At 70.9% G+C, this 22550-nt stretch carries 20 protein-coding genes; 3 read left to right on the forward strand and 17 right to left on the reverse strand.

The features are described 5' to 3' along the window. Nucleotides 1-4: 4 nt before the first annotated feature. The 3 genes from MMF94_RS37145 to MMF94_RS37155 are packed head-to-tail and all read left to right on the forward strand — an operon-like array spanning nt 5 to nt 2441. Nucleotides 5-790 (forward strand): enoyl-CoA hydratase/isomerase family protein, encoded by a 786-nt coding sequence (locus MMF94_RS37145; protein WP_241042157.1) that lies wholly within the window; start codon nt 5-7, stop codon nt 788-790. After that, nucleotides 787-1674: a crotonase/enoyl-CoA hydratase family protein gene (locus MMF94_RS37150; RefSeq protein WP_241042158.1), complete on the forward strand. Its 888-nt coding sequence runs from the start codon at nt 787-789 to the stop codon at nt 1672-1674. Before MMF94_RS37145 ends, MMF94_RS37150 begins: the two co-directional genes overlap by 4 nt. Continuing rightward, nucleotides 1644-2441 (forward strand): SDR family NAD(P)-dependent oxidoreductase, encoded by a 798-nt coding sequence (locus MMF94_RS37155; RefSeq protein WP_241042159.1) that lies wholly within the window; start codon nt 1644-1646, stop codon nt 2439-2441. Before MMF94_RS37150 ends, MMF94_RS37155 begins: the two co-directional genes overlap by 31 nt. A gap of 53 nt (nt 2442-2494) precedes the next feature. Here MMF94_RS37155 and MMF94_RS37160 read toward each other — a convergent pair whose 3' ends face one another. The 17 genes from MMF94_RS37160 to MMF94_RS37240 form a co-directional block, all read right to left on the reverse strand. Next, complete coding sequence (locus tag MMF94_RS37160; RefSeq protein ID WP_241042160.1) at nt 2495-4525, reverse strand: helix-turn-helix domain-containing protein; 2031 nt, start codon at nt 4523-4525, stop codon at nt 2495-2497. 40 nt (nt 4526-4565) lie between these two features. After that, nucleotides 4566-5330 (reverse strand): SDR family NAD(P)-dependent oxidoreductase, encoded by a 765-nt coding sequence (locus MMF94_RS37165; RefSeq protein ID WP_241042161.1) that lies wholly within the window; start codon nt 5328-5330, stop codon nt 4566-4568. A 95-nt stretch (nt 5331-5425) separates the two neighbouring features. Next, on the reverse strand, nt 5426-7372 hold the full coding sequence (locus MMF94_RS37170; RefSeq protein WP_241042206.1) for a helix-turn-helix domain-containing protein: 1947 nt from the start codon (nt 7370-7372) through the stop codon (nt 5426-5428). A 316-nt stretch (nt 7373-7688) separates the two neighbouring features. Then, nucleotides 7689-8936 (reverse strand): LLM class flavin-dependent oxidoreductase, encoded by a 1248-nt coding sequence (locus tag MMF94_RS37175; RefSeq protein ID WP_241042162.1) that lies wholly within the window; start codon nt 8934-8936, stop codon nt 7689-7691. 30 nt (nt 8937-8966) lie between these two features. Beyond that, nucleotides 8967-9269 (reverse strand): EthD family reductase, encoded by a 303-nt coding sequence (locus MMF94_RS37180; protein ID WP_241042163.1) that lies wholly within the window; start codon nt 9267-9269, stop codon nt 8967-8969. Nucleotides 9270-9280: 11 nt separating this feature from the next. Then, on the reverse strand, nt 9281-10042 hold the full coding sequence (locus MMF94_RS37185; RefSeq protein WP_241042164.1) for an SDR family NAD(P)-dependent oxidoreductase: 762 nt from the start codon (nt 10040-10042) through the stop codon (nt 9281-9283). After that, nucleotides 10042-10815 (reverse strand): alpha/beta fold hydrolase, encoded by a 774-nt coding sequence (locus MMF94_RS37190; RefSeq protein WP_241042165.1) that lies wholly within the window; start codon nt 10813-10815, stop codon nt 10042-10044. Before MMF94_RS37190 ends, MMF94_RS37185 begins: the two co-directional genes overlap by 1 nt. 10 nt (nt 10816-10825) lie before the next feature. Continuing rightward, nucleotides 10826-12073: an LLM class flavin-dependent oxidoreductase gene (locus MMF94_RS37195; protein WP_241042166.1), complete on the reverse strand. Its 1248-nt coding sequence runs from the start codon at nt 12071-12073 to the stop codon at nt 10826-10828. Nucleotides 12074-12082: 9 nt separating this feature from the next. After that, the gene (locus MMF94_RS37200) at nt 12083-12874 is read right to left on the reverse strand and encodes an SDR family NAD(P)-dependent oxidoreductase (protein WP_241042167.1); all 792 of its coding nucleotides are present in this window, start codon (nt 12872-12874) and stop codon (nt 12083-12085) included. A 142-nt stretch (nt 12875-13016) separates the two neighbouring features. Further along, nucleotides 13017-14588, reverse strand: a complete 1572-nt coding sequence (locus MMF94_RS37205; protein ID WP_241042168.1) for an ABC transporter substrate-binding protein — start codon at nt 14586-14588, stop codon at nt 13017-13019. Between the two features lie 224 nt (nt 14589-14812). Continuing rightward, nucleotides 14813-16165 carry an MFS transporter gene (locus tag MMF94_RS37210; protein WP_241042169.1) on the reverse strand — a complete coding sequence of 451 codons (1353 nt, stop codon included), beginning with the start codon at nt 16163-16165 and terminating at the stop codon, nt 14813-14815. 254 nt (nt 16166-16419) lie between these two features. After that, a complete protein-coding gene (locus tag MMF94_RS37215; protein WP_241042170.1) occupies nt 16420-17217 on the reverse strand; it encodes an SDR family NAD(P)-dependent oxidoreductase in 798 nt (265 codons plus the stop codon). Between the two features lie 42 nt (nt 17218-17259). Next, nucleotides 17260-18303 carry a zinc-dependent alcohol dehydrogenase gene (locus MMF94_RS37220; protein WP_241042171.1) on the reverse strand — a complete coding sequence of 348 codons (1044 nt, stop codon included), beginning with the start codon at nt 18301-18303 and terminating at the stop codon, nt 17260-17262. Then, nucleotides 18300-19349, reverse strand: a complete 1050-nt coding sequence (locus MMF94_RS37225) for an ABC transporter ATP-binding protein (RefSeq protein WP_241042172.1) — start codon at nt 19347-19349, stop codon at nt 18300-18302. The genes MMF94_RS37220 and MMF94_RS37225 overlap by 4 nt, the downstream gene beginning before the upstream one ends. Next, nucleotides 19346-20389: an ABC transporter ATP-binding protein gene (locus tag MMF94_RS37230; protein WP_241042173.1), complete on the reverse strand. Its 1044-nt coding sequence runs from the start codon at nt 20387-20389 to the stop codon at nt 19346-19348. Before MMF94_RS37230 ends, MMF94_RS37225 begins: the two co-directional genes overlap by 4 nt. Beyond that, on the reverse strand, nt 20386-21351 hold the full coding sequence (locus tag MMF94_RS37235) for an ABC transporter permease (RefSeq protein ID WP_241042174.1): 966 nt from the start codon (nt 21349-21351) through the stop codon (nt 20386-20388). The genes MMF94_RS37230 and MMF94_RS37235 overlap by 4 nt, the downstream gene beginning before the upstream one ends. Beyond that, complete coding sequence (locus tag MMF94_RS37240; protein WP_241042175.1) at nt 21348-22292, reverse strand: ABC transporter permease; 945 nt, start codon at nt 22290-22292, stop codon at nt 21348-21350. Before MMF94_RS37240 ends, MMF94_RS37235 begins: the two co-directional genes overlap by 4 nt. Nucleotides 22293-22550 lie beyond the last annotated feature (258 nt).

The raw sequence follows: 22550 nt of genomic DNA on the forward strand, positions 1-22550 counted from the left end.
CCGAATGACCGACGAGGTCCTGCTCACCAGCCGCGACGGCGGCGTGCTGACCCTCACCCTGAACAGGCCGGAACGCAAGAACGCGATCAACGCCGACCTGTGGACCGCGCTGCGCGAGAACCTCACCGCCGCAGGCAACGACCCCGACGTGCGCGCGATCGTGATCACCGGAGCGGGCGGGGACTTCTGCTCCGGGGCGGACCTCTCCGGCGGAGTCAGCACCGGGCACCCGCTGGACCGCATGCGCGGGATCAACGAGGTGGCCCTGCTGCTGCACGAGCTGCCCATCCCGTCGGTCGCGAAGGTCGACGGCGTCGCGGTCGGTGCCGGCTGGAATCTCGCACTGGGCTGCGACCTCGTGGTCTGCACCCCTCGCGCGCGGTTCTCGCAGATCTTCGCCCGGCGCGGGCTCTCCCTGGACTTCGGCGGCTCCTGGCTCCTGCCGAAGCTGGTCGGATTGCAGCAGGCGAAGCGGCTCGCGCTGCTCGCCGAGATGATCGACGCCGCGGAGGCGCAGCGGCTGGGGCTGGTGACCTGGGTGGTCGAGCCCGAGGAGATCGACGCCTTCGTCACCGACCTCGGCGAGCGGCTGGCCGCCGCCCCGCCGGTGGCGATCGCCCAGTCCAAGGCGCTGCTCAACGAGGGCGCCGACCGCACGATGCGCGACGCGCTGTCCAGCGAGGCGCGCACGCAGACGATCAACTTCGCCACCGCGGACGCACCCGCGGCCTTCGCGGCCTTCACGGCGAAGACGGACCCCGTGTTCACCGGGGAGTGGGCGGTCCGATGACGCAGTACAGCGAGATCCTGTTCGACGTGGCCGACGGCGTCGCCACGATCACCCTGAACCGGCCGGACCGGCTCAACGCGTTCACCACCACGATGCTCCGCGAGCTCGTGGCGGCGTTCGACGCGACCGACACCGACGACGAGGTCCGCGTCGTCATCATCACAGGCGCGGGGCGCGGTTTCTGCGCGGGTGCCGACCTCGGGCGCGGAGGGAGCACCTTCGACGCCACCGACGAGACGAGAGTTGCCGAGCGGGCCGACTTCGAGACCGTCGACGGAGTGCCGCGCGACGGCGGCGGGATCGTGTCGCTGCGTGTCGCCGCGTCGCGCAAGCCGGTGATCGTGGCGGTCAACGGCCCGGCCGTCGGCGTGGGCGCCACGATGATCCTTCCGGCCGACATCCGGCTGGCGGCGGAGTCGGCGAAGTTCGGGTTCGTGTTCGCCCGTCGTGGCCTGGTGCCGGAAGCCGCGTCGAGCTGGTTCCTGCCGCGGGTGGTCGGGATCTCGAAGGCGATGGAGTGGGTGGCCACCGGCCGGGTGTTCCCGGCGGCCGAGGCGCTGGCCGGGGGACTGGTCTCCCAGGTGGTGCCGGACGCCGAGCTGTTGGCGACCGCCCGCTCGATCGCCGCGGAGATCGCGGAGAACACCTCCGCGGTGTCGGTGGCGCTGTCGCGGCAGATGCTGTGGTCGATGCTCGGCGCGTCGACGCCGTGGGAGGCGCACCGCGTCGACTCGGCGGCGATCTTCCGGCTCGGCCAGGCCCCGGACGCCGTGGAGGGCGTCACGTCGTTCCTGGAGAAGCGCCCGCCGAAGTTCCCAGGCCGGGTCGGCGACTACCTCGACGTCGTGCCGGCGTGGCCGACCCGTCCGCCGGACATGCCGTGACCGCGCCGCTGTTCGATCTGACCGGGCACGTCGCGCTGGTCACCGGAGGCAACTCGGGGATCGGGCTCGGGATGGCGCACGGGCTCGCGCAGACCGGCGCCGACGTCTGCATCTGGGGCACCAACGTCGAACGCAACGAGGCCGCGGTGCAGGAGCTGGAGAAGCACGGCACGCGGGTGCGGGCGATCAGGTGCGACGTCGGTGACGAGGCGGATGTGCAGTCGGGCTTCGCCGAGACGATCGAGCACTTCGGCCGTGTCGACTCGTGCTTCGCCAACGCGGGCGTGGGCGGTTCGGGCACGAGGTTCGTCGAGACGAGCCTGGCGGACTTCCGCGCGGTCACCCGCGTCAATCTCGACGGTGCCTTCCTCACACTGCGGGCCGCGGCTGCGCACATGGTCGAGCGCGGTGGTGGGGGAGTGCTCGTCGGTACGTCGAGCGTGTCGGCGATCCACGGGGCGCCCCGCGGTCAGGCCTACGCCGCGAGCAAGGCGGGCCTCACCGCGATGATCAAGGCCTGCGCCGTCGAGCTCGCGCGGTACGGGATCAACGCGCACTCGATCGTCGCGGGCTGGACCGAGACCCCACTGGCCTCGCCGAAGCTGCACGACGAGACGTTCGAGCGCAACGTGATGAAGCGGATGCCGCACCGGCGCTGGGGTGAGCCACGGGACTTCGCCCGGCTGGCCGTCTACCTCGCGTCGGGCACCGGTGGTTTCCACACCGGCGACTCCATCGTCGTCGACGGGGGCTACTCGATCTTCTGATCGCCGTCCCGCTTGTTCGCTTCATGATCACCAGTTGGGGGTCGGGAGCCGGGTCATACCCTGCTGCAGGGCCTGAAACGTTGATCATGGGCTCGGCTCTCGGTGCCGGCCGACGGCATGATCGCCGGTTCGGGACGGGCCGCCGGGTCATGTGCCGTCTGATCCGGCTCATCGAGGGGCGCATCGGGGATGCACTCCAGCAGCCGGTGCAGCTGTAGCGCCACCTGCATCTCCAGCGCGCCCCGCGGCGACCGCCAGGCGGGGCCGCCGAGCACGTGATCGACGCGGTCCAGCCGCTGGTAGGCGGTGTTGACGTGCACCCCGAGACGCCGGGCGGCGGCCGGTGGGTTCTGGCCGCACGCGAAGTACTGCCGGACCGTCTCGACGAGCTGCGCGTGGTGTTCGTGGTCGTAGCGCAGGAGCGGTCCGAGGGTGCGTGCCAGTAGCTCCTGCACCTGCGCGGGCTCGGGATCCTCCAGCACCGTGCCGAGCACCCCGAGCTCCGCGATGTCCGCTGCGCCGCCCTCGCGCCCCAGCGCGAGCAGCAGGAGCTGGCAGCGCGCGGCGTCGCGGTGCAGGCTGCGGACTGCGGGCGCGGAGTCGGCCGGACCCGCTCCACCGGCGGTCACCGTGCATCCGGTGGCCCGGCCGATCTCGGCCGCCGCCTCGCGCGCCGCGGCGCCGGGGGTCATGTCCGGTAGGAGCAGCACGGCATTGCCGCCGTGCTCCCCGGCGATCCCGCCGCGTGCCGCCGCGAACTCGGCGGCTGCCGTGGCCATGGCCCGTCGCGGGACGCCGGGGGCGGCGGCCACCACGACGGCGTGCGGTCGGGTGAAGTCGATCCCGCCCAGCCGGGCGGCCCTCCGCCGGAACGCCGCCCAGTCCGGGGCCCGCTCCGCGAGGAGGTCCTCGACCAGCTCGGCCCGCAGCTCCTGCGTGACGAGAGCGGTCTGGCGTTCCATGAGGAGCAGCAACGCGGCGGTCTGGGAGGCACGTTCGAGCGTGCGCGTATCGGCCTCGGCGAGTGGTCCGCATCGGCCGAACACCAGCCGGCCGAACATCTCGGTTCCGGCGCGGACCGGGACGTCCCGGATCTCCACGGGTGGCTCGGCCCGGCCGGCGAGCACGTCCTCCGAACGTGGCGCGCCGGGAACGCTCGCCATCGCGAGCACGGCGCCCGAGCTCGACACGACCGCGACCGTGCCGTCGAGGATGCGGGCAAGGGTGCGGGTGAACTCCGGCATGCCGACGCGGGTGAGCGCCATCGGCATCAGCTGCTCGTGTACGCGCCCGGCGCGTTCCAGCGCCTGTCGCTGCGATCGCAGCTGCGCGTTCGCGGCGCGCAGCTCCGCCGATGCGGCCTCCACCCGCTCGAACAGGCGGGCGTTCTCGATCACGATGGACGCGTGGGCGGCGAGCGAGGTGAGCATCGAGATCTCGGCCAGGTCGAAGGTGCGCTCATGGCGGTTGGCGGCGAACAGCGCCCCGACGACCGCCGTGCCGAGCTTGATGGGAACCCCGGCGATGGCAACGATGTCGTCCTCCGCGACCGCCGCCGCGACGAGCGGGTCGCGCCGGATCCTCGGGTCGGTCCGGTAGTTCGCGGTGGCGAGGGGCTGGCCGGACTGGATGACGTAGCCGCCGACCCCGAAGCCCGGGCCCTGGCGCACCGACTCGATCGGGCGGGTCCGGGTGCCGGACGTGACACGCATGTAGGCGTCGCCGGTGGTCTGGTCGATCAGCGCGATGTAGGTGGAGTCGCAGGCCAGCAGCGTGCGGGAGCGCTCGACGATCGTGGTGAGCACGGCGTCGCTGCCGCGCAGTGAGGTGAGGTCGCGGGCGGTCTCGTAGAGCACCTGCGCCTCCCGTTCCTGGCGGGCCCGCCGGTCGAGCAGGGTGCGGATCCGCCGGGCGTCGGTGACCGCCCGCGCGAGCAGGTCACGGTCAGGCCCGTCCGGGGTCGCGTCGCGCACCAGCGCCTCGAGCTCCTCGATCGGCGCTTCCTCGGAGAGGAACTGCATGACGCGGGACAGCACGCCGGTGACGGTGGAGCTCCCGGCGGGTGCGTCGGCGGTGAGGGACATCGGTGACCTCCTGTCGCACGGGCGCGGCCGGACCGCGAATTCAGGTGATCGTCATGCCGCCGTCCACGGCCAGCGTCTGCCCGGTGACGTAGCCACCGGCGTCGCTCGCGAGGAACACAACGGCAGCGGCGAGCTCGGCCGGGTCGCCCACGCGCCCCATCGGTACCCGCTGGATCTGCTGCTCGAGGTAGCCGGGCTTGTACTGCTCGGTCATCTCCGAGTCGAAGAAGCCCGGGGCCACGGCGTTGACCCGGATCCCCCGGCGCCCGCTCCACTGCTGGGCGAGATCGCGTGTCAGGCCGATCAGCCCGGCCTTGCTGGCCGAGTACGCGGCCTGGGGCAGGCCGGCCGTGGTGAGCCCGAGGACGCTCGAGATGTTGATGATGCTGCTGCCCGGGCGCATGACGCGCCCACAGGCCTGGGCCATCCAGTAGCAACCGTTGAGGTTGACGTCGAGGACCCGCTCGAACTCCTCGGGGGTCTCCCGTACCGCCGGCACGGCGGTGCCGATGCCGGCGTTGTTGACCAGGACATCGACCCGTCTGAACTCGGCCATCGCCGCGTCGACGAGCGCCTGGCAGTCGCTCGGGCTCGACACGTCCGTCGGCACGGTGATCGCGCGCCGCCCGGCGGCCTCGACGAGCTTGCGGGTGATGTCCAGCCGGTCCGCGCGGCGCGCGCCCAGGACGAGATCGGCGCCTGCCTCGGCGAGGCCCTGCGCGAACGCGACGCCGAGGCCGGACGACGCCCCGGTGACGATCGCGACGCGCCCCGCGAGCGAGAACCGGTTCACCATCGCTGTCATCGTTGGCCCTCCCGGGGCAAATGATCGTTCGTTAGTCGACACTAAGTACGGGCCGTGCGGTGGTCAATCCGCCAGGTGATCCAGCGCAACGCGGGCTAGCCACCGGCCGCCGGCAGGAGCTCCTCGACGGGAATCTGCTCGAGGATGCGCTGCAGCTGCAGGCCGAGCTGCATGCTCAGCGCGCCGTCCGGCTCGCGCCAGCCGCGGTGCCCGAGCACGTGGTCGATGCGCTCCAGCCGCTGGTAGATCGTGTTGGGATGTACCTGCAGCGCCTTCGCGGTGGCGCGCGGGTTCCCTCCGGCGGCGAAGTAGGCGTCGATGGTCTCCAGCAGGAGCGTGTTGTGCTCCTCGTCGTAGCGCTGCAGTGGTGCGACTGTCTGCGCGAGGAGTGCACGCACCTGTTTCTGCGAGGTCGACTCGAGCACCAGCCCCAGCACCCCGACCTCCGCCAGCCCGGCTCCCTCGCCCTCCCGCCCCAGCGCGAGCAGCAGGCGCAGGCACCGCTCGGCTTCACGATGCATCCGGCGGACCTCCTGCGCGGACCGCGCCGAACCGGCGACGCCTGCGGTCACCACCCCACCCGCCGACCGGCCGAGCGTCGCCGGCACCGTGCGCGCCGCCTCGCCGGGGTCGATATGCGGAAGCAGGAGCACCACCTGGGCCGCGTGTTCGGTGGCCAGGCCGCCATGGCGGGAGGCGAGGTCCGCCGCCGCACGCAGCAGGTGACGACGCGGGACGCCGGTGGCCGACAGCACGAGGACCGTGTGGGCAGTGCGGAGGTCGACGGCGCCCGCGCGGCGTGCTCGCCGCTCGAACGCGGTCCAGTCCGGCTCCCGCTCGGCCAGCAGGTCGTCGATCAGCTCGCCACGGACCTGCTGCTCCGCCGCCGACACCTGCCGGTCCATCAACATCAGCAGCGCCGCGGTCTGCGCAGCGCGCTCGAGCGTGCGGACGTCCGGGTCGAGCAGCTGTGTGGTCGCGACGAGCACGAGGTGCCCGAAGCGTTCTTCGCCTGCCTGCACCGGCACCGTCCAGGTGCGGGACGTACCCGTTACCCGTGCCGCGGCCACCGCCCCGCGGGCGGGCGCCGGCAGGGTGTCGGGCAGCGTCCCGCGTCCGCCGGTCACGAGCACGGAACCGTCCACCCCCACCGCGGCGACCGTGCCGTCGAGCATCACTGCGACGGCTTCGACGAGCTCGCCGAGGTCCGCCCGGCGTAGCACCAGCGGGATCAGCTGTTCGTGGGCGATGCTCGCCCGTTCCAGGCCCTCGCCCTGCCGAGAGAGCTCCGCGTTGGTCTCCCTGAGCCGCCCCGCTGCCACCTCGGCGTGCGCGAACAGCCGGGCGTTCTCGATCACGATCGAGGCGTGGTCGGCCAGCGAGCTGAGCAGCTCGATCTCGGAGCGGTCGTAGGAGCGCTCGTACCGGTTGGCCACGAACAGCGCACCGATCACGGCGTCGCCGATCCGCAACGGCACGCCCGCGATGCTGACGATCCCGTCCTCGACCACGGCGTCCGTGACGGACGGATAACGGTTCAGCCGTGTGTCGTTCACGTAGTCCGAGGTCGCGAAGGGCTCGCCGGTCGCGATGATCCGGCCCCCGATGCCGCGCCCGACCGGCTGCCGGATCGACTCGATGGCCCGGGTGACGGTGCCGAGGGTGATGCGCATGTAGACGTCCCCGCGGACGGGGTCGAGCAGGGCGAGGTACGTGGCGTCGGTGCCGAGTAGCTGGCGGGCCCGGTGCACGATCGCGTCCAGCACCTCGTCCACGTCACGCAGCGACGCCAGGTCCCGGGCGGTCTCGATCAGCGCGTGGGTCTCCTTCTCCCGCCGCTTGCGGTGTGCGAGGAGGTCGCGGATGCGACCCGAGCGGGCGATCGCGATGAGCATCTCGTCGCGCTCTGGGCCCGGGGCGCTCGCCTCCACGATCTCGGCGAGCTGGTCGAACGCCTCGCCCGGAGCCTCCGTGGCCAGCAGGTGCAGCAGCCGGGCGATCGTCTGGTCCGCTGCCGGGATCCCCATTCCGCCCAGGATCATCGAGCTCACGTCTCCCGTCCGGTACGCCGTTGTCCGGCAGGTCACCACTCATCGATCGTCGGATCACGTCAGTGCCGAGGAAACGGGGTCGTCTTACCCGTCTCCGGCGCCCAGGCGGCGCCTCGCGGCGTTGTCGTCGGCGCCGATACAACAGCGGTATCGGCGCCTCCTCCGCCTTGCGATCCATCCGCCTGGGTCACCGGATCCGGGCAAGGAACCCCGTTTCCGCGACACTAAGCGACCTGGTGGCGCCTGCGGGAGTGTCACTTTCCGCCGCGCGGGACGGTGCTGATGCACCGCACCGTCCCGCGGGCCGTCACGCCGGAAGCCCGGCCGCGCTGCCGAACTTCGCCGCGACGCGTTCCTGGCTGACCTTCGGCGTCCAGCGGTCCTCCTCGTCGGCCCACACGTCGCGCAGCTTCGGGATCACCGCTGACCCGAAGAGGTGGTTGTTCTGCGCGGCCACCTCCTCGGGCAGGTCACCGACGTGCATGCAGGTGATGAGCTGACCGATCCGGAGATCCGTCGCGAGTGCGCGGACGCGCTGCTCCACCCGCTCCGGGGTGCCGGCGATGATGTAGCCGAGTTCGTCGTACTCCCAGAACGAGAGCTCGCCGCGCTGGGCCTTCATCCGCTCCTCGGCCGACTGGGTCTTGGCCCGGGTGAGGTTCGCCTGGATGGAGGGCAGCGTGTTGTAGCCGGGCGGTGTGGCGAACTCGAGACCGATCGGGTTCTGCCGGTAGAAGTACTTGACCGCGTCGGAGTACTGCCGCTCGGCTTCCGCGTCCGAGTCGGCGCAGCAGATGATCTGCGTGAACGCCATGCGGTTCGGGTTCATGTTGGCGCCCTGGCTCTCGGTGTAGTCCCAGAACCCGCCGACGATCGGCGCCGCGCTCTGCCTGCCGGAGAACGACAGGTAGCCGTAGCAGTAGTCGAGGTCGTTGACCACGTCCCAGGTCTCCGGGCTGCCGCTGCCGGGGATCCAGACCGGGATCTCCTGCTGCACCGGCCGCGGCCACGGGTTGACGTAGCGCAGCTGCGTGTACTTGCCGTTGAACGCGAACGGCTCCTGCGCCTTCCACGACCTCGTGATCAGCTCGCGCGCCTCGTGGAAGCGGTCACGCAGCTCGATCGGGGGCACGCCGTAGGAGAACGCGGTGTCCATGGGGGTGCCGAACACGATCCCGGCGATGACCCGCCCGCCCGACAGGCAGTCGAGCATCGCGATCTCCTCGGCCACACGGATCGGCGGGTTGTAGAGAGCCAGCGAGTTGCCGCACAACGCGATCGCGGAGTTCTCGGTGGTGGCCGCCAGCACGGAGGCGATCAGGTTCGGCGACGGCGTCATCGCCAGTGACGTCTGGTGGTGCTCGTTGAGCAGCAGGGAGTCCCAGCCCAGGCCATCCGCCTGCTGCATCAGCCGGATGTACATGTGGTAGTCCTCGCCGACCTGGACCGGGTCGGCCACAGCCGCCGGCGGTGTGACCCAGGAGCTGTGGACGGTCTCGCCGTAGTCCGAGGGCAGCTTGGTGTAGTACTGCTGGGCGAACCAGTGGAACTTCACGGGATTCCTCTCCGCGGGGTGTCGTGCCGCTCAGGCGACAGTGCCGACGAGGTGTGTGGCCGGGGTGCCACCGAGGTTGACGACGTCGGCGCCGAGCTCCTTGCCCTCGGGCGTGCCGAGGGCGGCCTGCATGGCTGCGGCGTCGGCGAAGTAGAGCTCGGCCATCAGGTGGTAGCGGGGCGCGGAGCCGTCCGCGCCGGGGGAGAACCGGGTGATCTCGACGCGGTGGATGCCTGGCACCGCTTTGGCGAGGGGGACGTGCGTGCCCATGTAGTGGGCGTCGAACGCCTCGATGTCGGCGGGGGTGTCGTAGAGCACGGTCAGCTTGATCATGATCTCCTCCGTCAGCGTCCGGCCGTCATGGCGCCGCCGTCGACGCGGTAGACCTCGCCGTTGACGAACGCCGACTCGTCCGAGGCGAGGAACAGCACCATGTTGGCGATGTCGCTCGGCTCCCCGACCCGCGGCGACGCGACCCCGGCGAGCGCCTGCTGGGGGAGGTCCGGGACGGCGTCGAGCAGCTGCTGCGTCCGGATCACGCCCGGTGCGATGGCGTTGCACCGCACGCCCTGCTTCCCGTGCTGGGCGGCGATGAAGCGGGTCAGCCCGATCACGGCGGCCTTGGTGCTGCCGTAGGCGGTGAGCGCCGGACTGCCGCGCAGCCCGGCGACCGAGGCCATGTTCACGATGGACCCGCCGCCGTGTTCCACCATGTGCGGCAGCGCGTACTTGCACATCAGGAAGATGCTGCGGACGTTGGTGGCGAAGGCCCGGTCCCACATCTCGATCGAGGTGTCGATCACCGAGCCGTCGGTGAACCACGCGTCGGGCCCCACCAGCGCGGCGTTGTTGTGGATCACGTCGACCCGGCCGTGCTGGGCGATCACCGCGGCGACCAGGTCCTGAATGGACTGCTGGTCGGTGGCGTCGAAGTGGATCGCCGTGGCGCCGCCGCCGATCCCCTCGGCGACCTTCTTGGCCCCGTCGAGGTTGATGTCGGCGATCACGACCTGCGCGCCCTCACGGGCGAGCGTGATCGCCGTCTGGCGCCCGATACCGGCCGCGCCGCCGGTGACCAGTGCGATCTTGCCTTCGACCCTGCCCATCACGCCTCCAGGAACGTCGTCACGGCGGACACGAACGCGTCCTCCTGCTCGATCATCGGGTAGTGGCCCGCCGCCTCGATCGGCGCGAGCTTCGCGTCGGGGATCAGCCGCACGAACTCCTCGGCGTAGGACAGCGGCAGCAGACCGTCGGACGTGCCGTGCACCACGAGCGTCGGCGCGTCGATGAGCGGCAGCCGCCTGCGCAGGCCGCGGTCGGCGATCGGCCACATGAACTTGGTCGCCGAGCCGAGGTTCTGCGCGGCGAACAGGATCGCCGCGTGCGGGTTGTCGGGGTCGGGCACGAAGTTCGACGGCTCGGACTTCGGTGGCTCGCCGTGCCACTTCGCCTTCTTCACCTCGTCGGCCGGGCCGAACGGGTCGAGCGCGGGCTGCTCGTCCAGCCACAGGCCGTAGGCGTTGACCAGGACGAGCTTGCGCACGATCTGCGGGGCGACGGCGGCGAGCTCAGCGGCGAACATGCCGCCGAGGGAGTGGCCCACGACGTCGATGCGTTCGATGCCCCACGACTCGACGAGCTCGCGGTGGTACAGCGTCACGTCGAGAACGTCGGTGAACGACTCGAACCCGGTCGACCGGCCGTAGCCAGGCTGCTCGGGGGCGAGGACGCGACGGCTGCGTGCCAGGCGTTCGAGGAATCCGGCGCCGCCGGGGTGACGCTCGTAGCCGTGCAGGTAGAGCAGCGGATCGCCGCTGCCCGACTCCCACAGCTCGACGTCGAACCGGCCGACGTGAGGGATCTCCAGGGTGGTCACGTGCCTCCTCCTAGCGGGTCGTAACGGGGACGGCCGCGGCGTTGGCGCCGACGCGTGCCTTGCTCACGGACGGGGTCCACGGGTCCTCGTGATCGGCCCACAGATCGCGCAGGTGCGGTGCCACCTGCAGGCCGAAGAGCTCGTTGTTCATCGCCGCGGTCTCCTCCGGGAGGTCACCCATGTGCATGCAGGTGATCAACTGCCCGACCCGCAGCTCGACGGCCAGCTCACGCAGGCGCTGCCGCACGCGCTCCGGCGTGCCGGCGATGATGAAGCCGAGGTCGTCGTACTCCCAGAAGGACAGCTCGCCGCGGGTGGCGCGCAGCCGGTCCTCGGTGCTGACGCCGCGCGCCCGCTCGAGCATCTCGCGCTGCGAGGCGATCGAGGTGTAGCCGGGCGGGGCGGCGAAGTGCAGCGGGGCGCGCTGGCGGGTGAAGAAGTAGCGCACGGCGTCGCCGTACTGCCGCTCCGCCTCCGCCTCGGTGTCGGCCACGCAGATGATCTGGGTGAACGCCATCCGGTTGGGGTTGACGTCCAGCCCGCGCTGCTCGACGCGGTCCCAGAACCCCCGGACGATCGGACGGGCGTTGGCCAGCCCGAAGAAGGACAGGTAGCCGTAGCAGTAGTCCTCGTCGAGCACGAGGTCCCAGGTCTCGATGCTGCCGGTGCCGGGCACCCAGATCGGCGGCGGCGTCTGCACCGGTCGCGGGAGCACGTTGACGTAGCGCAGCTTCGTGTACGTGCCGTTGAACGCGAACGGCTCGGGCTCGGTCCACGCCCGGGTGATCAGCTCACGCGCCTCGTGGAAGCGCGCCCGCAGCTCCGCGGGCGGCACGCCGTAGGCGAACGCGGTGTCCATCGGGGTGCCGAAGACGAAGCCGGCGATGAGCCGGCCCTCGGACAGGCAGTCGAGGTAGGCCATCTCCTCCGCCACCCGGATCGGCGGGTTGTAGAGGGCGAGCGAGTTGCCGATGACCAGCAGCGCGGCGTTCTCCGTGCTGGAGGCCAGGCTCGCGGCCAGCAGGTTCGGCGACGGTGTCATCGCGAACGTCGTCTGGTGGTGCTCGTTGACCGCCAGGCCGTCCCAGCCGAGGCGGTCGGCCTGCTGCATGAGCCGGATGAACATCCGGTAGTGGGCGCCGACGTGCAGGGAGTCGACGAGCGACGCCGGGACGTCGACGCTGCCGCTCGGATGTCTCTGCGGGTATGTCTCCGGGAGACCGTCGTAGGTCGCCTCGGCGAACCAGTGGTATTTCACCTCGGCCCCTCAGAAGTCCGGGCCGAGCCCGCCGATGGGCGGCATCCCGGAGTGGGCCCACAGGCCGCCGTCGGCCACCACGTGCGTCCCGGTGACGAACGCGGCCTCGTCGGAGGCCAGGAACAGCACCACGTTCGCGATCTCCTCGGCCCGCCCGTAGCGGCCCATCGGGATGGCGCCGCGGATGTCCTCCCAGATCTGCGGGGCGGCGTCGTGCAGGCGGTCGATCGGTGGGGTGCCGATCGGGCCGGGGCACACGGCGTTGCAGCGGATGCCCTTGCGGGCGTACTCGATCCCGGTGACCCGCGCCAGGTTCACCACTCCGGCCTTGAGCACGTTGTAGGCGCCGAGCCCGTAGTCGCCTGCCAGGCCCGAGACCGACGCCGTGTTGACGATCGCGCCCTTGCCCTGGGCGAGCATCGGCACGAGCGCGCACTTGATCGCGTACCAGTACGCGGTGAGCCCGACGTCGAGCGAGCGGCGGAAGCCGTCGAGGGTGAGATCGCCGATCCGGCCGGGCTCGAAGGCGACGTGGTTGTTGTGCAGCACGTCCAGGGTGCCGTGGGTGTCAGTGGCGAAGGTGATGACGCGCTCGATCTCGGCCGGGTCGGATGCGTCGGCGTGCAGGAAGTCGATCACTCCGCCGGTCGCGCGGATCTCCCGCGCGACCGCGTCCCCCGACTTCTCGTTGATGTCGGCGATCACGACGCGGGCGCCCTCGCGGGTGAAGGCGCGTGCGGTGGCCGCGCCGATCCCGGAGCCGCCCCCGGTGATCACGGCGACCTTGCCGTCGAGACGCATGTCTCGTCCTTTCTGCTGGAAGAGGTGGGTGCGGCGGAGCGTGCGTTGCTCCCGAGTCTGGTGAGCGGGGGCGGGGTGGACAACGGAACGCTGTCCACCCCTGCCCGTCATGCTGTGTGCAGGGCTCCATGCGTCACGGCGGCTACCCGGTGACCCCGACGCCGCGGAACGTGGGCGCGTAGGCGGGCTGGTAGCCCTCCGGGAAGACGGCCGTGTCGGTCCACGCGCTGGGTGGGAAGTGCGCGTGCAGCGGGAAGCTCTTGAGGATCTTCTTCTCCTCTTCGATCATCCGGTGCATCGCAGGCAGCCGGGCCTGTCTGTCCGATCCGGACAGTGCGTCCATCCATGCCTGCTGGAACTCCGGTGTGGAGGTGTTCCACGGGTTCGCGTACTGGCCCGGCAGGCTCGCCTGGTAGACGGTCGTCGGGTCCTGGAACGGCGCGCCCATGCCCGGGAAGGCGTTGCCCTCCTGGCGGCCGTAGAAGGTGTTGGCGGTGGTGGGCGACTCGACGACCCGTGTGGAGGCGCGCAGGCCGACCTCGGCCAGCATCGGGATCAGTGCCTCCGCCACGGCGCGGTGGTCGTCGAGGCTGGGCACCAGCATCTCGAAGTCGACACCGTTCGGATATCCGGCTTCGGCCAGCAGCCGCCGCGCCGCGGAGGGGTCGTAGTTGTTGTCCGGGCCGTCGGGTGACACGGCAGGGTCATAGGCCCAGTAGCTCGGCGGCATGTACTGCGCCACGGGTTCGCCGATCCCGAAGAAGACGCCGTCCACGATCGCGCGGCGGTCGATGGCGTGCTGCATGGCCTGGCGGACCCGGAGGTCGTCGAAGGGCGGCTTCCCGGTGTTCATGTACATCGACATGATCGAGAGGCTCTTCGACGGAGCGGTGTTGAGCCCGGCTGCGGCTGCCTGCTCGGCCTGCGACGGGTCGAGATAGGTGAGCTCGGCCTGCCCGGTCTGCAGCATGTTCATCCGTGTCGTCGCGGACGTCTGCACGTAGATCTCGTAGTGCGCGGCCTTCGCCGCCTCCGGGTCCCAGTAGTCGGGGTTGCGGTCGTAGCGCGTGATCTGCCCGGGGACGTACTCCACGAGCTTCGCCATGCCCGAGCCGACCGGGTTCTGGTCGAGGTCGGGTTTGGTGAAGGCCGCCGGGCTGATCATCGTGCCCGTCGTGCCGCTGAACAGGGCCGGGAGGTTCCCGCCCGGACCGCTGAGGTTGACGCGTGCGGTGAACTGGTCGACAACGTCGACGCCCGCCACGCGGGCCAGTGCGCCCTTCTGGGTGCTGCCGTCGAGGGTCATGGCCCGCTCGATGTTGGCCTTGACGGCCGCGGCGTCGAACTTCGTGCCGTCGATGAAGGTGACGTCGTCGCGCAGGTGCAGCACGAGCGCCGTCTCGTTGTCGACGAACTCCCACGAGGTGGCGAGCTGGGGCCCCAGGTCGCCGTTCTCCTGCTCCATGATCAGCTGGTCGTAGACCAGCCGGAAGAAGATCATGTCCCACGGGTTCGCGGACTTGTGCGGGTCGAACGTCGAGGGGTTCTGCACGAACACGTAGCGGAACGTGCCGTTCGGATCGATCTCCCCGCTGCCGGCGGATCTCTGGCCGGATCCGCCGCCGCAGCCTGCGAGAGCCAGGGCGACCACCGCGAGCAGGCTGATGAGCCAGCGGGCGCGTGCGGTGTGCAACGTCGGTGGTGTACCGCGCACGTCGAATCTCCTAGTGTCGTGGAAACGGGGTTCCTTGCCCGGATCCGGTGTCCAGGCGGATGGATCGCAAGGCGGAGGAGGCGCCGATACCGCTGTTGTATCGGCGCCGACGACAACGCCGCGAGGCGCCGCCTGGGCGCCGGAGGCGGGTAAGACGACCTCGTTTCCTCGGCACTAGTGGGTGGGTGGGCCGCAGGCCGGGTGGGCGTCGTGACCGGCCGGGTTCACGGGGCGACTTCCGGCGTCCGCACGTTTGACGGGCCGCTGCGCGGCGCTGCCGCCACCGCCTGGTGGACGCGGACCTCCCGCGACAGCAGCACGGGGACGATCGCGACGGCGAACAGGACGGCGCCGACGATCCAGATGGTGTCGAGCTGGGCCCTGCCGGTGGCGGAGGTGTCCATCCAGTTGCCGCTGAGGTCGGTGATGAACCAGCCCACCGCGACCTGCAACGCCGCCGCGGCGCCGTTGAGGGTGCCCGTGACCTCCGGCCGGGCGATGCCCGCCCAGTAGCTGTTCACCGTGCCCCAGAACATCGGGTCACACAGGAAGGCGAACGCTCCGATGAACAGGCCCCAGACCACCCAGCTCGAGTCGTGCAGGACGACGCCGAGGATGAACCCGATCGCGCCGCAGGCCGGTCCGAGAGCGAGCCACGGGCGGGTCCGGCCGCCGAAGAAACGGGCCACGAGGCTGCCGTTGATCAGTCCGAACAGCACCGGGATGAGGGCGATGAACGGGCTGACCCACGCGATGGTGTCGGGGTTGACGCCCTCGAGGGTGATCAACCCGTAGGGCAGCCACGGACCGGACAGCCAGGTCGGCGTGGTGGCCAGACCGGTCGCGATGACCATCGTGAGCACGCTGCGGTTCTTCAGCGCCGCCGCCAGCTCGCGGAACGTCAGCTTCTCGCGGACCTCCGCTCCGTGGTGCTCGGCGCGGATCTGCAGCACCTCGTCCGCGCTGATGCCGCGCATCTTCTCCGGCCGGTTGGCGGTGAAGACGAACAGCAGGACCAGCGCGGGCACACCGAGAGCAGCGACGATGAGGAACGCGTCCCGCCAGGAGAGGTGGTTGGCCAGCGGGAGGGCGATCGCCGGCGCGATCACCCCGGCGATCAGGGTGGAGCTCATCCACGTCGACGTCGCCCTGGCCCCGAGCGCACCCGGGAACCACACCGACAGCAGGCGCTGCGAGGGCGCCCACAGGAAGCCGAAGAAGATGCCGAAGACGAAGTTGCGCCACCACATCTCGCCGTAGGTGTGGACGAACGCCATCGTCGCCGAGAGCACGGTGACGCCGACGACGCAGATGATGAGCATCTGCTTGGCACCGATGCGGTCGGCCAGCACACCTGCGAGCAGCAGGAGGGGGAAGTAGCCGAGCAGGTAGCTCGCCGTGACGCTGGAGATCTGCACAGGGGTGAGGTGCAGGTCGGCCGACCAGAACGGGTTCAGCAGGCTGAACTTCGCGCTGTCGAGCCAGACGACGAAGTTGACGAAGAGAATGGTGACGAGCATCAGCCCGCGTCTGCCCGAGAGCAGGCGTAGTGCTGGAGTGGGAGCAGTGATTCCCATGGCCGTCCTCCGGTCGGAGCGGGATCGGCCGCGGATCGCGGTCGAGTGTCAGGCGCTCGAGCGGGGCGGGTGCTTGCTGGGCACCCGCCGGCAGGGCGCGGCATCAGGTCGTCGAACCGCCCGGCGTGCCCGGGCGATCAGGAACGTGGGGGGTGGTACCGGGTCAGCTCACTCCCCGGAACACCGGTGCGTAGGCCGGGTGGTAGCCCTCGGGGAACACCACGCTGGGCGGCCGCGCGGCGAAGATGGCGGCCTCAGCCGGTGAACTGGCCGCCGGCCGGGTGCAGGAGCTGCCCGGTCATGAACGACGACTCGGCCGAGGCGAGGAACAGGCAGGTGGCCGCGATCTCCTCGGGCCTGCCGAGCCGGTTCATCGGCGTGATGCTCATGGCCATCTCGTAGGCGGGGCGATTGTCCTCGATCCCGGCGATCATCGGCGTGGCCGTGTAGCCGGGCCCGACGGCGTTGACGCGCACCCCGGTGGCGGCCAGTTCGAGGCCCATGACCTTGGTGAGCATCCAGACGCCCGCCTTGGACACGCAGTACGGCGCCGCGCCCGCGAGCGGGATACGCGCGGCGCTGGAGGCGATGTTGACGATCGAGCCCCCGGTGCCCTGCTCGAGCATCTGCCGGGCCAGGGCCCGGTCGGTCTGCATCACCCCGACGACGTTGACGTCGAGCACGCGCTGGAAGGTCTCCGTCGCGATGTTCACGACGTGCGTCGCCCGCTCGCCCGCCGCGCGGGTCTGGACGTTGCTCGGGCCCGCGGCGGTGGCGATCCCGGCGGATGCGACGCCCACGTCGACCTTGCCGAACTCGGAGACGGCCGCCGCGACGAGCGCATCGCAGTCGTCCGAGCTCGTGGTGTCGGTCCGGAGCTGGATACCGCGCCTGCCCGCTTTCTCCACCAGCCGCAGCGTCTCGTCGGCCGGTGCCAGGTCGCCGATGACGATGTCGGCACCTTCCTCGGCGAAGCGGACGGCGGTGGCCTGGCCGATGCCGCTGGCCCCGCCGGTGATGACGGCGACCTTGCCCTCGAGCGCGTTGCCCATGGATGTCTCCCTTCGGTACGTGCGGATGAACGTGGGGGCGGCTCAGTCGGGGACGACGACGACCTTCACCGAGCCGTCCACGGCGTGCTGGGTGGCGAACGCCTCGGCGACCCGGGAGAGCGGCACGCGGTGCGACACCAGTGGTGCGACCTGGACGTGGCCCTCGGAGAGGAGCCGGAACGCCTCGGTGGAGTCGACCGGCGTGTAGGCGAAGCTGCCGAGCAACCGCAGTTCCTTCTGCACGATGGTGTTGACGTCGACCGGCGGTGTGGTGCTGGTCAGCCCCGCCACCGCGACCGTGCCGCCGGCGCGCGTGACGGCCGTGGCGAGCGCGAGCACCGGCAGGGCCCCGGAGCACTCGAAGAACGTCCGCACGTTGCCGCTGCCGGGCTGGTACGGCGAGTTCGACGTGCCCCAGCGGTCGAGGATGTGCTCGTGTGCGTCCGCGGAGCGGGAATCGAGCACAGCCGCACCGGTGGCGGCGGCGACCTTCAGCCGGGCAGGAGAGACGTCGATCCCGAGCATGTCGCGGGCGCCCGCTGCCTGCAGTACGCGCAGCACGCACTGGCCGATCGAGCCGAGCCCGGCCACGACGATCGGTGCGTCGAGGTCGGGGGCGGCCGACCGGACCGCGCGCACGGCCACCGAGAGTGGTTCGAGGAACGCTCCTTCCTCGAAGGACATCCCCTCCGGCATGCGGAACAGCCGGCCGTCCATCTCGGCGTGCGGGACGAGCACCTGGTCGCCGAGCCCGCCGCGGGCGCTGCGGTGCGGGTCGGCGCAGAGGTTGGTGCGGCCCGCGGCGCACTGCGCGCACGTGCCGCAGGGGCCCATCGGGTTGACCGCGACCCGGTGCCCGACGGCCAGGTCACGGATGCCGGCACCGGCGGCGCTGACGGTGCCGGCGAACTCGTGTCCCATCGCGGAGCCCTCGGCGATCCAGGCGCCCTCGGCGAAGGCGTGCACGTCGGAGCCGCAGATGCCGCACGCGCCGACGTCGAGCACGACGTCGAGCGGGCCCGGCACCGGCGCCTGCTCCTCGATCAGGCCGATCGAGCCGATGCCCTGCCACCGCGCGGACCTCATGCCGGCACCTGCGCCTGACGGGCCGACCGCATCGTGCGCACCGACGCACCGCCCAGCCGGGGTCCTTCGGTGTGCAGGTGGCAGGCGACCTCGCCGGAGCCGAGGGCGGGGGACAGCAGTGGGTCCACGGTGCGACAGACCTCCATGACGTAGGGGCAGCGGGTGTGGAACCGGCAGCCCGGTGGGACGTTCGACGGGTCGGGTGGGTCACCGGCCAGCACGATGCGTTCACGGGCGCGCTGGACCTTCGGCGACGGCACCGGCACCGCGGACAGCAGCGCCTGTGTGTACGGGTGAGCGGGCGCGTCGAACACCCGGGCCGCGTCGCCGTGCTCGACGATCCGGCCGAGGTACATCACCGCGACGCGGTCGGAGATGTGGCGCACCACCGACAGGTCGTGCGCGATGAACAGGTAGGTCAGCCCGATCTCGGCGGACAGCTCCTCCAGCAGCCCGATCACCTGGTTCTGTGTGGACACGTCCAGCGCGCTGACCGCCTCGTCCAGCACGAGGATTCGCGGGTCGGCCGCGATGGCGCGGGCGATGGTGAGCCGCTGGCGCTGGCCGCCGGAGAACTCGTGCGGGTAGCGGAGCATGTAGTCGGGCGAGAGCCCGACGCGGCGCAGCAGCTCGGCCACCCGCTCGGTCCGCTCGGCCCGGCCCAGCCGCAGGTGCACGTCGATCGGTTCGCCGATCGACTCCCGTACGAGCATCGACGGGTCGAGCGAGGAGTAGGGGTCCTGGAACACCATCTGGATGTCGCGGCGCGCGGTTCTCAGCTCTTTGGCCGGCAGCCCGATGAGCTCGCGGCCCGCCAGTCGCACCGAGCCTGCCGACGGCTCGACCAGGCGCAGCAGCCCGCGTGCCGTGGTCGACTTGCCGCAGCCGGACTCACCGACCAGACCGAGCGTCTCGCCGTCGTGCAGCTGGAAGCTCACCCCGTCGACCGCGCGGACGGAGACCCGCTCACGGAACAGCTTCTTGCGCGGGGAGAACGTGACCTGGAGGTCCTGGACGTCGAGGAGGGGAGCCGGATCCGCACTCACGTCGTGCCTCGCAGGGTGAGCTCGGGGTGCCGCAGGCACCGGGTGGCGTGCGTCGGGACGGGTAGCTCGAGCGGCGGCGGAGCGCCCGTCCGGCAGCGGTCCTGCGCGTAGGCGCAGCGCGGGTGGAAGCGGCAGCCCTCGGGCATGGCGCCGACGCGCGGCGGCTGGCCCGGGATGCTGGACAGCGCCGCGAACGGGTCGTCCATCCGCGGCATCGCGGCGAGCAGCCCCTCCGCGTACGGGTGCGCGGGGTGCTCGAAGAGGTCGTCGAGCGGCGCGGACTCCACGATCTGCCCGGCGTACATCACGAGCACCCGGTCGCAGACGTCGGCGACGACGCCCAGGTCGTGGGTGATGAAGATGACCGACATTCCGTGTTCGCGCTGCAGCTCCTTCAGCAGTTCGAGGATCTGCGCCTGCACGGTGACGTCGAGCGCGGTGGTCGGCTCGTCGGCGATGATCACGTCAGGGCTGCACGCCAGCGCGATGGCGATCATGACGCGCTGGCGCATGCCGCCGGAGAACTCGAAGGGGTACTGCCCGAACCGGCGCGCCGGGTTGGGCACCCCGACGCGTTCGAGCAGCGCGATCGCGCGGGCCTTCGACTCCTTGCGCGACAGCCCCTCGTGCCGGCGCAGGACCTCGGCGATCTGGTCGCCGACGGTGAATGCCGGGTTGAGGCTCGTCATCGGCTCCTGGAAGATCATCGCGATGTTCGGGCCTCGGACGTCGTCCATCTCGCGCGAGGTGAGCGCGGTCAGGTCGTGGTCGAGCACGCGCAGCGTCGTGGCGCGCACCCTGGTCTGCCGCGGCGGCATCAGGCCGGCGACGGCCAGGCACGTCACGCTCTTGCCCGAGCCCGACTCGCCGACGATGCCGAGCGTCTCCCCGCGGGCCACGCCGAACGTCACGCCGTCGACGACGGTGGCCCAGCCGTGCTCCGTGAGCACCTCGACGACCAGGTCCTCGACCTCCAGGGTGTTCTCCTGCGCGCGCAGCAGGGTCTGGCCCACGGGTACGTGTTCTGCGGCTCCGGTCATGACTCGGTGCGCTCCTCCCGGCCCAGCGCGTCGCGCAGGCCGTCGCCGAGGGTGACGAAGGTGAAGACGGTCAGCGCGATGAGCACGCCGGGGAAGATCCCCAGCCACGGCGAGCGTCCGAAGTAGAGGAAGCCTTCGCGGATCATCGAGCCCCAGCTCGCGTCGGGCGGCTGGACGCCGAGGCCGAGGAAGGACAGGCCCGCCTCGGAGAGCATCGCGTAGCCCGCGGTCACGGCGATCGCGACCGTGAGCGGAGAGAGCGTGTTGGGCAGGATGTGCCTCAGGATGATCATGTGGGTGGGCGTGCCGATGCTGCGGGAGGCCTCGACGAACGTCTCCTCCTTGAGGCCGATCACCACGCCGCGTACGAGCCGCAGGAACCGCGGCGCCATCAGGATCCCGACCGCGAACATCGCGTTGCGCAGGCTGGGGCCGAGCACCGCGACCAGCGCGATCGCCAGGAGCAGCGGGGGGAAGCTCATCGCAGCGTCGTTCAGCCGCATGACGAGACCGTCGAACCGGCCGCCCAGGTAGCCGGCGAGGAAGCCGAGCGGCACGCCCACCACCATCGCGACGACGAGCGCCAGTCCGATCGCCAGCAGCGACACCCTGGTGCCGACGATGAGCCTGCTGAGGATGTCGCGCCCGAGCTGATCGGTGCCCAGGAGATGGCCGGGCGAGAACGGGTCGAGCAGCACCGCGCGCAGGTTCTGTGCGTTCGGGTCGGCCGGGGTGATGTACGGGCCGATGAAGGCCACGAGCAGGAGGAACGCCAGGACGCACAGCGCGATGACGGCGCCGCGGTTCTTGCCGACCCTGCGCCGGAAGTCGGCCCAGGCGCCGCCTCCGTGCACCGCGGCGGCCGGAGTCCCGGCCGGCATCGCGGACGCGGCCGGTGCCGCGGGGGCGACGGTCACCTCGGGGACGGAGGGGTCTGCGGGGGATGGCTCGCGCTGGGTCATCGGGGCCGCACCTTCGGGTTCAGATAGCCGTACGTGAGGTCGACGAGGAGGTTGGAGACCATGGCGACCAGCACGGCGACCAGCACGATCCCCTGGATCACCGGGATGTCCCTCGTCGTGACCGCGTTGATCGCCACCTGGCCGAGGCCGGGCACCCCGAAGATCTGCTCGACGAGCACGGCGCCGCCGAGCATCGCGGTGATCTGCAGCCCGAGCACGGTGACGAGGGGGACCCCGGCGTTCTTCATGACGTGTTTGCCGATCACCATCCGGGCGCGCAGGCCCTTCGCGCGGGCGGTGCGCACGTAGTCCTGCTGCAGCACGCCGATGATCGAGCCCCGCAGCTGACGGGCGCTCTCGGCTGCGGCCGCGATCCCGAGGGTCAGTGCGGGCAGCAGGATGTGCGACAGCCACGCGGCGGGGTCCTCGGAGATCGGCACGTACCCGGTGGCCGGCAGCCAGCCGAGCGTGAGGCTGAAGACCAGCACGAACATCAGGCCGAGCCAGAACGACGGCAGGGCGATGCCCAGCGACGAGCCGACCGTTGCGACGCGGTCGAGCCAGGTGCCGCGGCGCAGGGCCGAGAGGATCGCGGTCGGCACGGCGATGATGAGCGAGATCAGCAGCGCCGTCGACGCCAACGCGATCGTGACCGGCAGCCCGTCACCGATCGACGTCGCGACCGGACGGCTGGTGAACAGCGATGTGCCGAGGTCACCGGACATCGCGCCGGTGACCCAGTCCCAGTACTGCACCACCATCGGGCGGTCGAGGCCGAGCCGGGTCCGCACGGCGGCGACCTGCGCGACAGTGGCGTCGGGGCCGGCGATCGTCACTGCGGGGTCGCCCGGGATCAGCAGGACGAGCCCGAAGACGACGAATGTCACGAGGACCAGTACCGGCAGTGTCGTCAGTACGCGCAGGAGGAAGAACTTGAGCACGGGCGTACCTCCTCGATGAAGTCGTCGTGCGTTCTTTCGGTGGGAACACTGCGCATCCGGCAGCAGGCCGGTAACGGTTCTCCAGATCGCTCACCGGACGTTCCGGTGGTACGGACGCTGTGGTGACGGACACAGACGCTAAAGGCTCGGAAGCCGGGAAAGCAACGATCTCACGCAGGCTCTTCAGATAACGATCTGATAACGAACAGCTTTTACGGGCATGTGTGAGGCTGCCCATCGCGCATCGCGGAAAAGTGT

Origin of the sequence: Pseudonocardia alaniniphila (assembly GCF_022524485.1) — a bacterium.
In the GTDB taxonomy this organism is placed as follows: Bacteria; Actinomycetota; Actinomycetes; order Mycobacteriales; family Pseudonocardiaceae; genus Pseudonocardia; species Pseudonocardia alaniniphila.

What these genes read in the sequence shown, in the direction of transcription:
- MMF94_RS37145 (WP_241042157.1), top strand. Translation starts at nt 5, where the DNA reads ATGACCGACGAGGTCCTGCTCACCAGCCGCGACGGCGGCGTGCTGACC.
- MMF94_RS37150 (WP_241042158.1), top strand. Translation starts at nt 787, where the DNA reads ATGACGCAGTACAGCGAGATCCTGTTCGACGTGGCCGACGGCGTCGCC.
- MMF94_RS37160 (WP_241042160.1), bottom strand. Translation starts at nt 4,525, where the DNA reads ATGTCCCTCACCGCCGACGCACCCGCCGGGAGCTCCACCGTCACCGGC.
- MMF94_RS37165 (WP_241042161.1), bottom strand. Translation starts at nt 5,330, where the DNA reads ATGACAGCGATGGTGAACCGGTTCTCGCTCGCGGGGCGCGTCGCGATC.
- MMF94_RS37170 (WP_241042206.1), bottom strand. Translation starts at nt 7,372, where the DNA reads ATGATCCTGGGCGGAATGGGGATCCCGGCAGCGGACCAGACGATCGCC.
- MMF94_RS37180 (WP_241042163.1), bottom strand. Translation starts at nt 9,269, where the DNA reads ATGATCAAGCTGACCGTGCTCTACGACACCCCCGCCGACATCGAGGCG.
- MMF94_RS37185 (WP_241042164.1), bottom strand. Translation starts at nt 10,042, where the DNA reads ATGGGCAGGGTCGAAGGCAAGATCGCACTGGTCACCGGCGGCGCGGCC.
- MMF94_RS37200 (WP_241042167.1), bottom strand. Translation starts at nt 12,874, where the DNA reads ATGCGTCTCGACGGCAAGGTCGCCGTGATCACCGGGGGCGGCTCCGGG.
- MMF94_RS37210 (WP_241042169.1), bottom strand. Translation starts at nt 16,165, where the DNA reads ATGGGAATCACTGCTCCCACTCCAGCACTACGCCTGCTCTCGGGCAGA.
- MMF94_RS37215 (WP_241042170.1), bottom strand. Translation starts at nt 17,217, where the DNA reads ATGGGCAACGCGCTCGAGGGCAAGGTCGCCGTCATCACCGGCGGGGCC.
- MMF94_RS37220 (WP_241042171.1), bottom strand. Translation starts at nt 18,303, where the DNA reads ATGAGGTCCGCGCGGTGGCAGGGCATCGGCTCGATCGGCCTGATCGAG.
- MMF94_RS37230 (WP_241042173.1), bottom strand. Translation starts at nt 20,389, where the DNA reads ATGACCGGAGCCGCAGAACACGTACCCGTGGGCCAGACCCTGCTGCGC.
- MMF94_RS37235 (WP_241042174.1), bottom strand. Translation starts at nt 21,351, where the DNA reads ATGACCCAGCGCGAGCCATCCCCCGCAGACCCCTCCGTCCCCGAGGTG.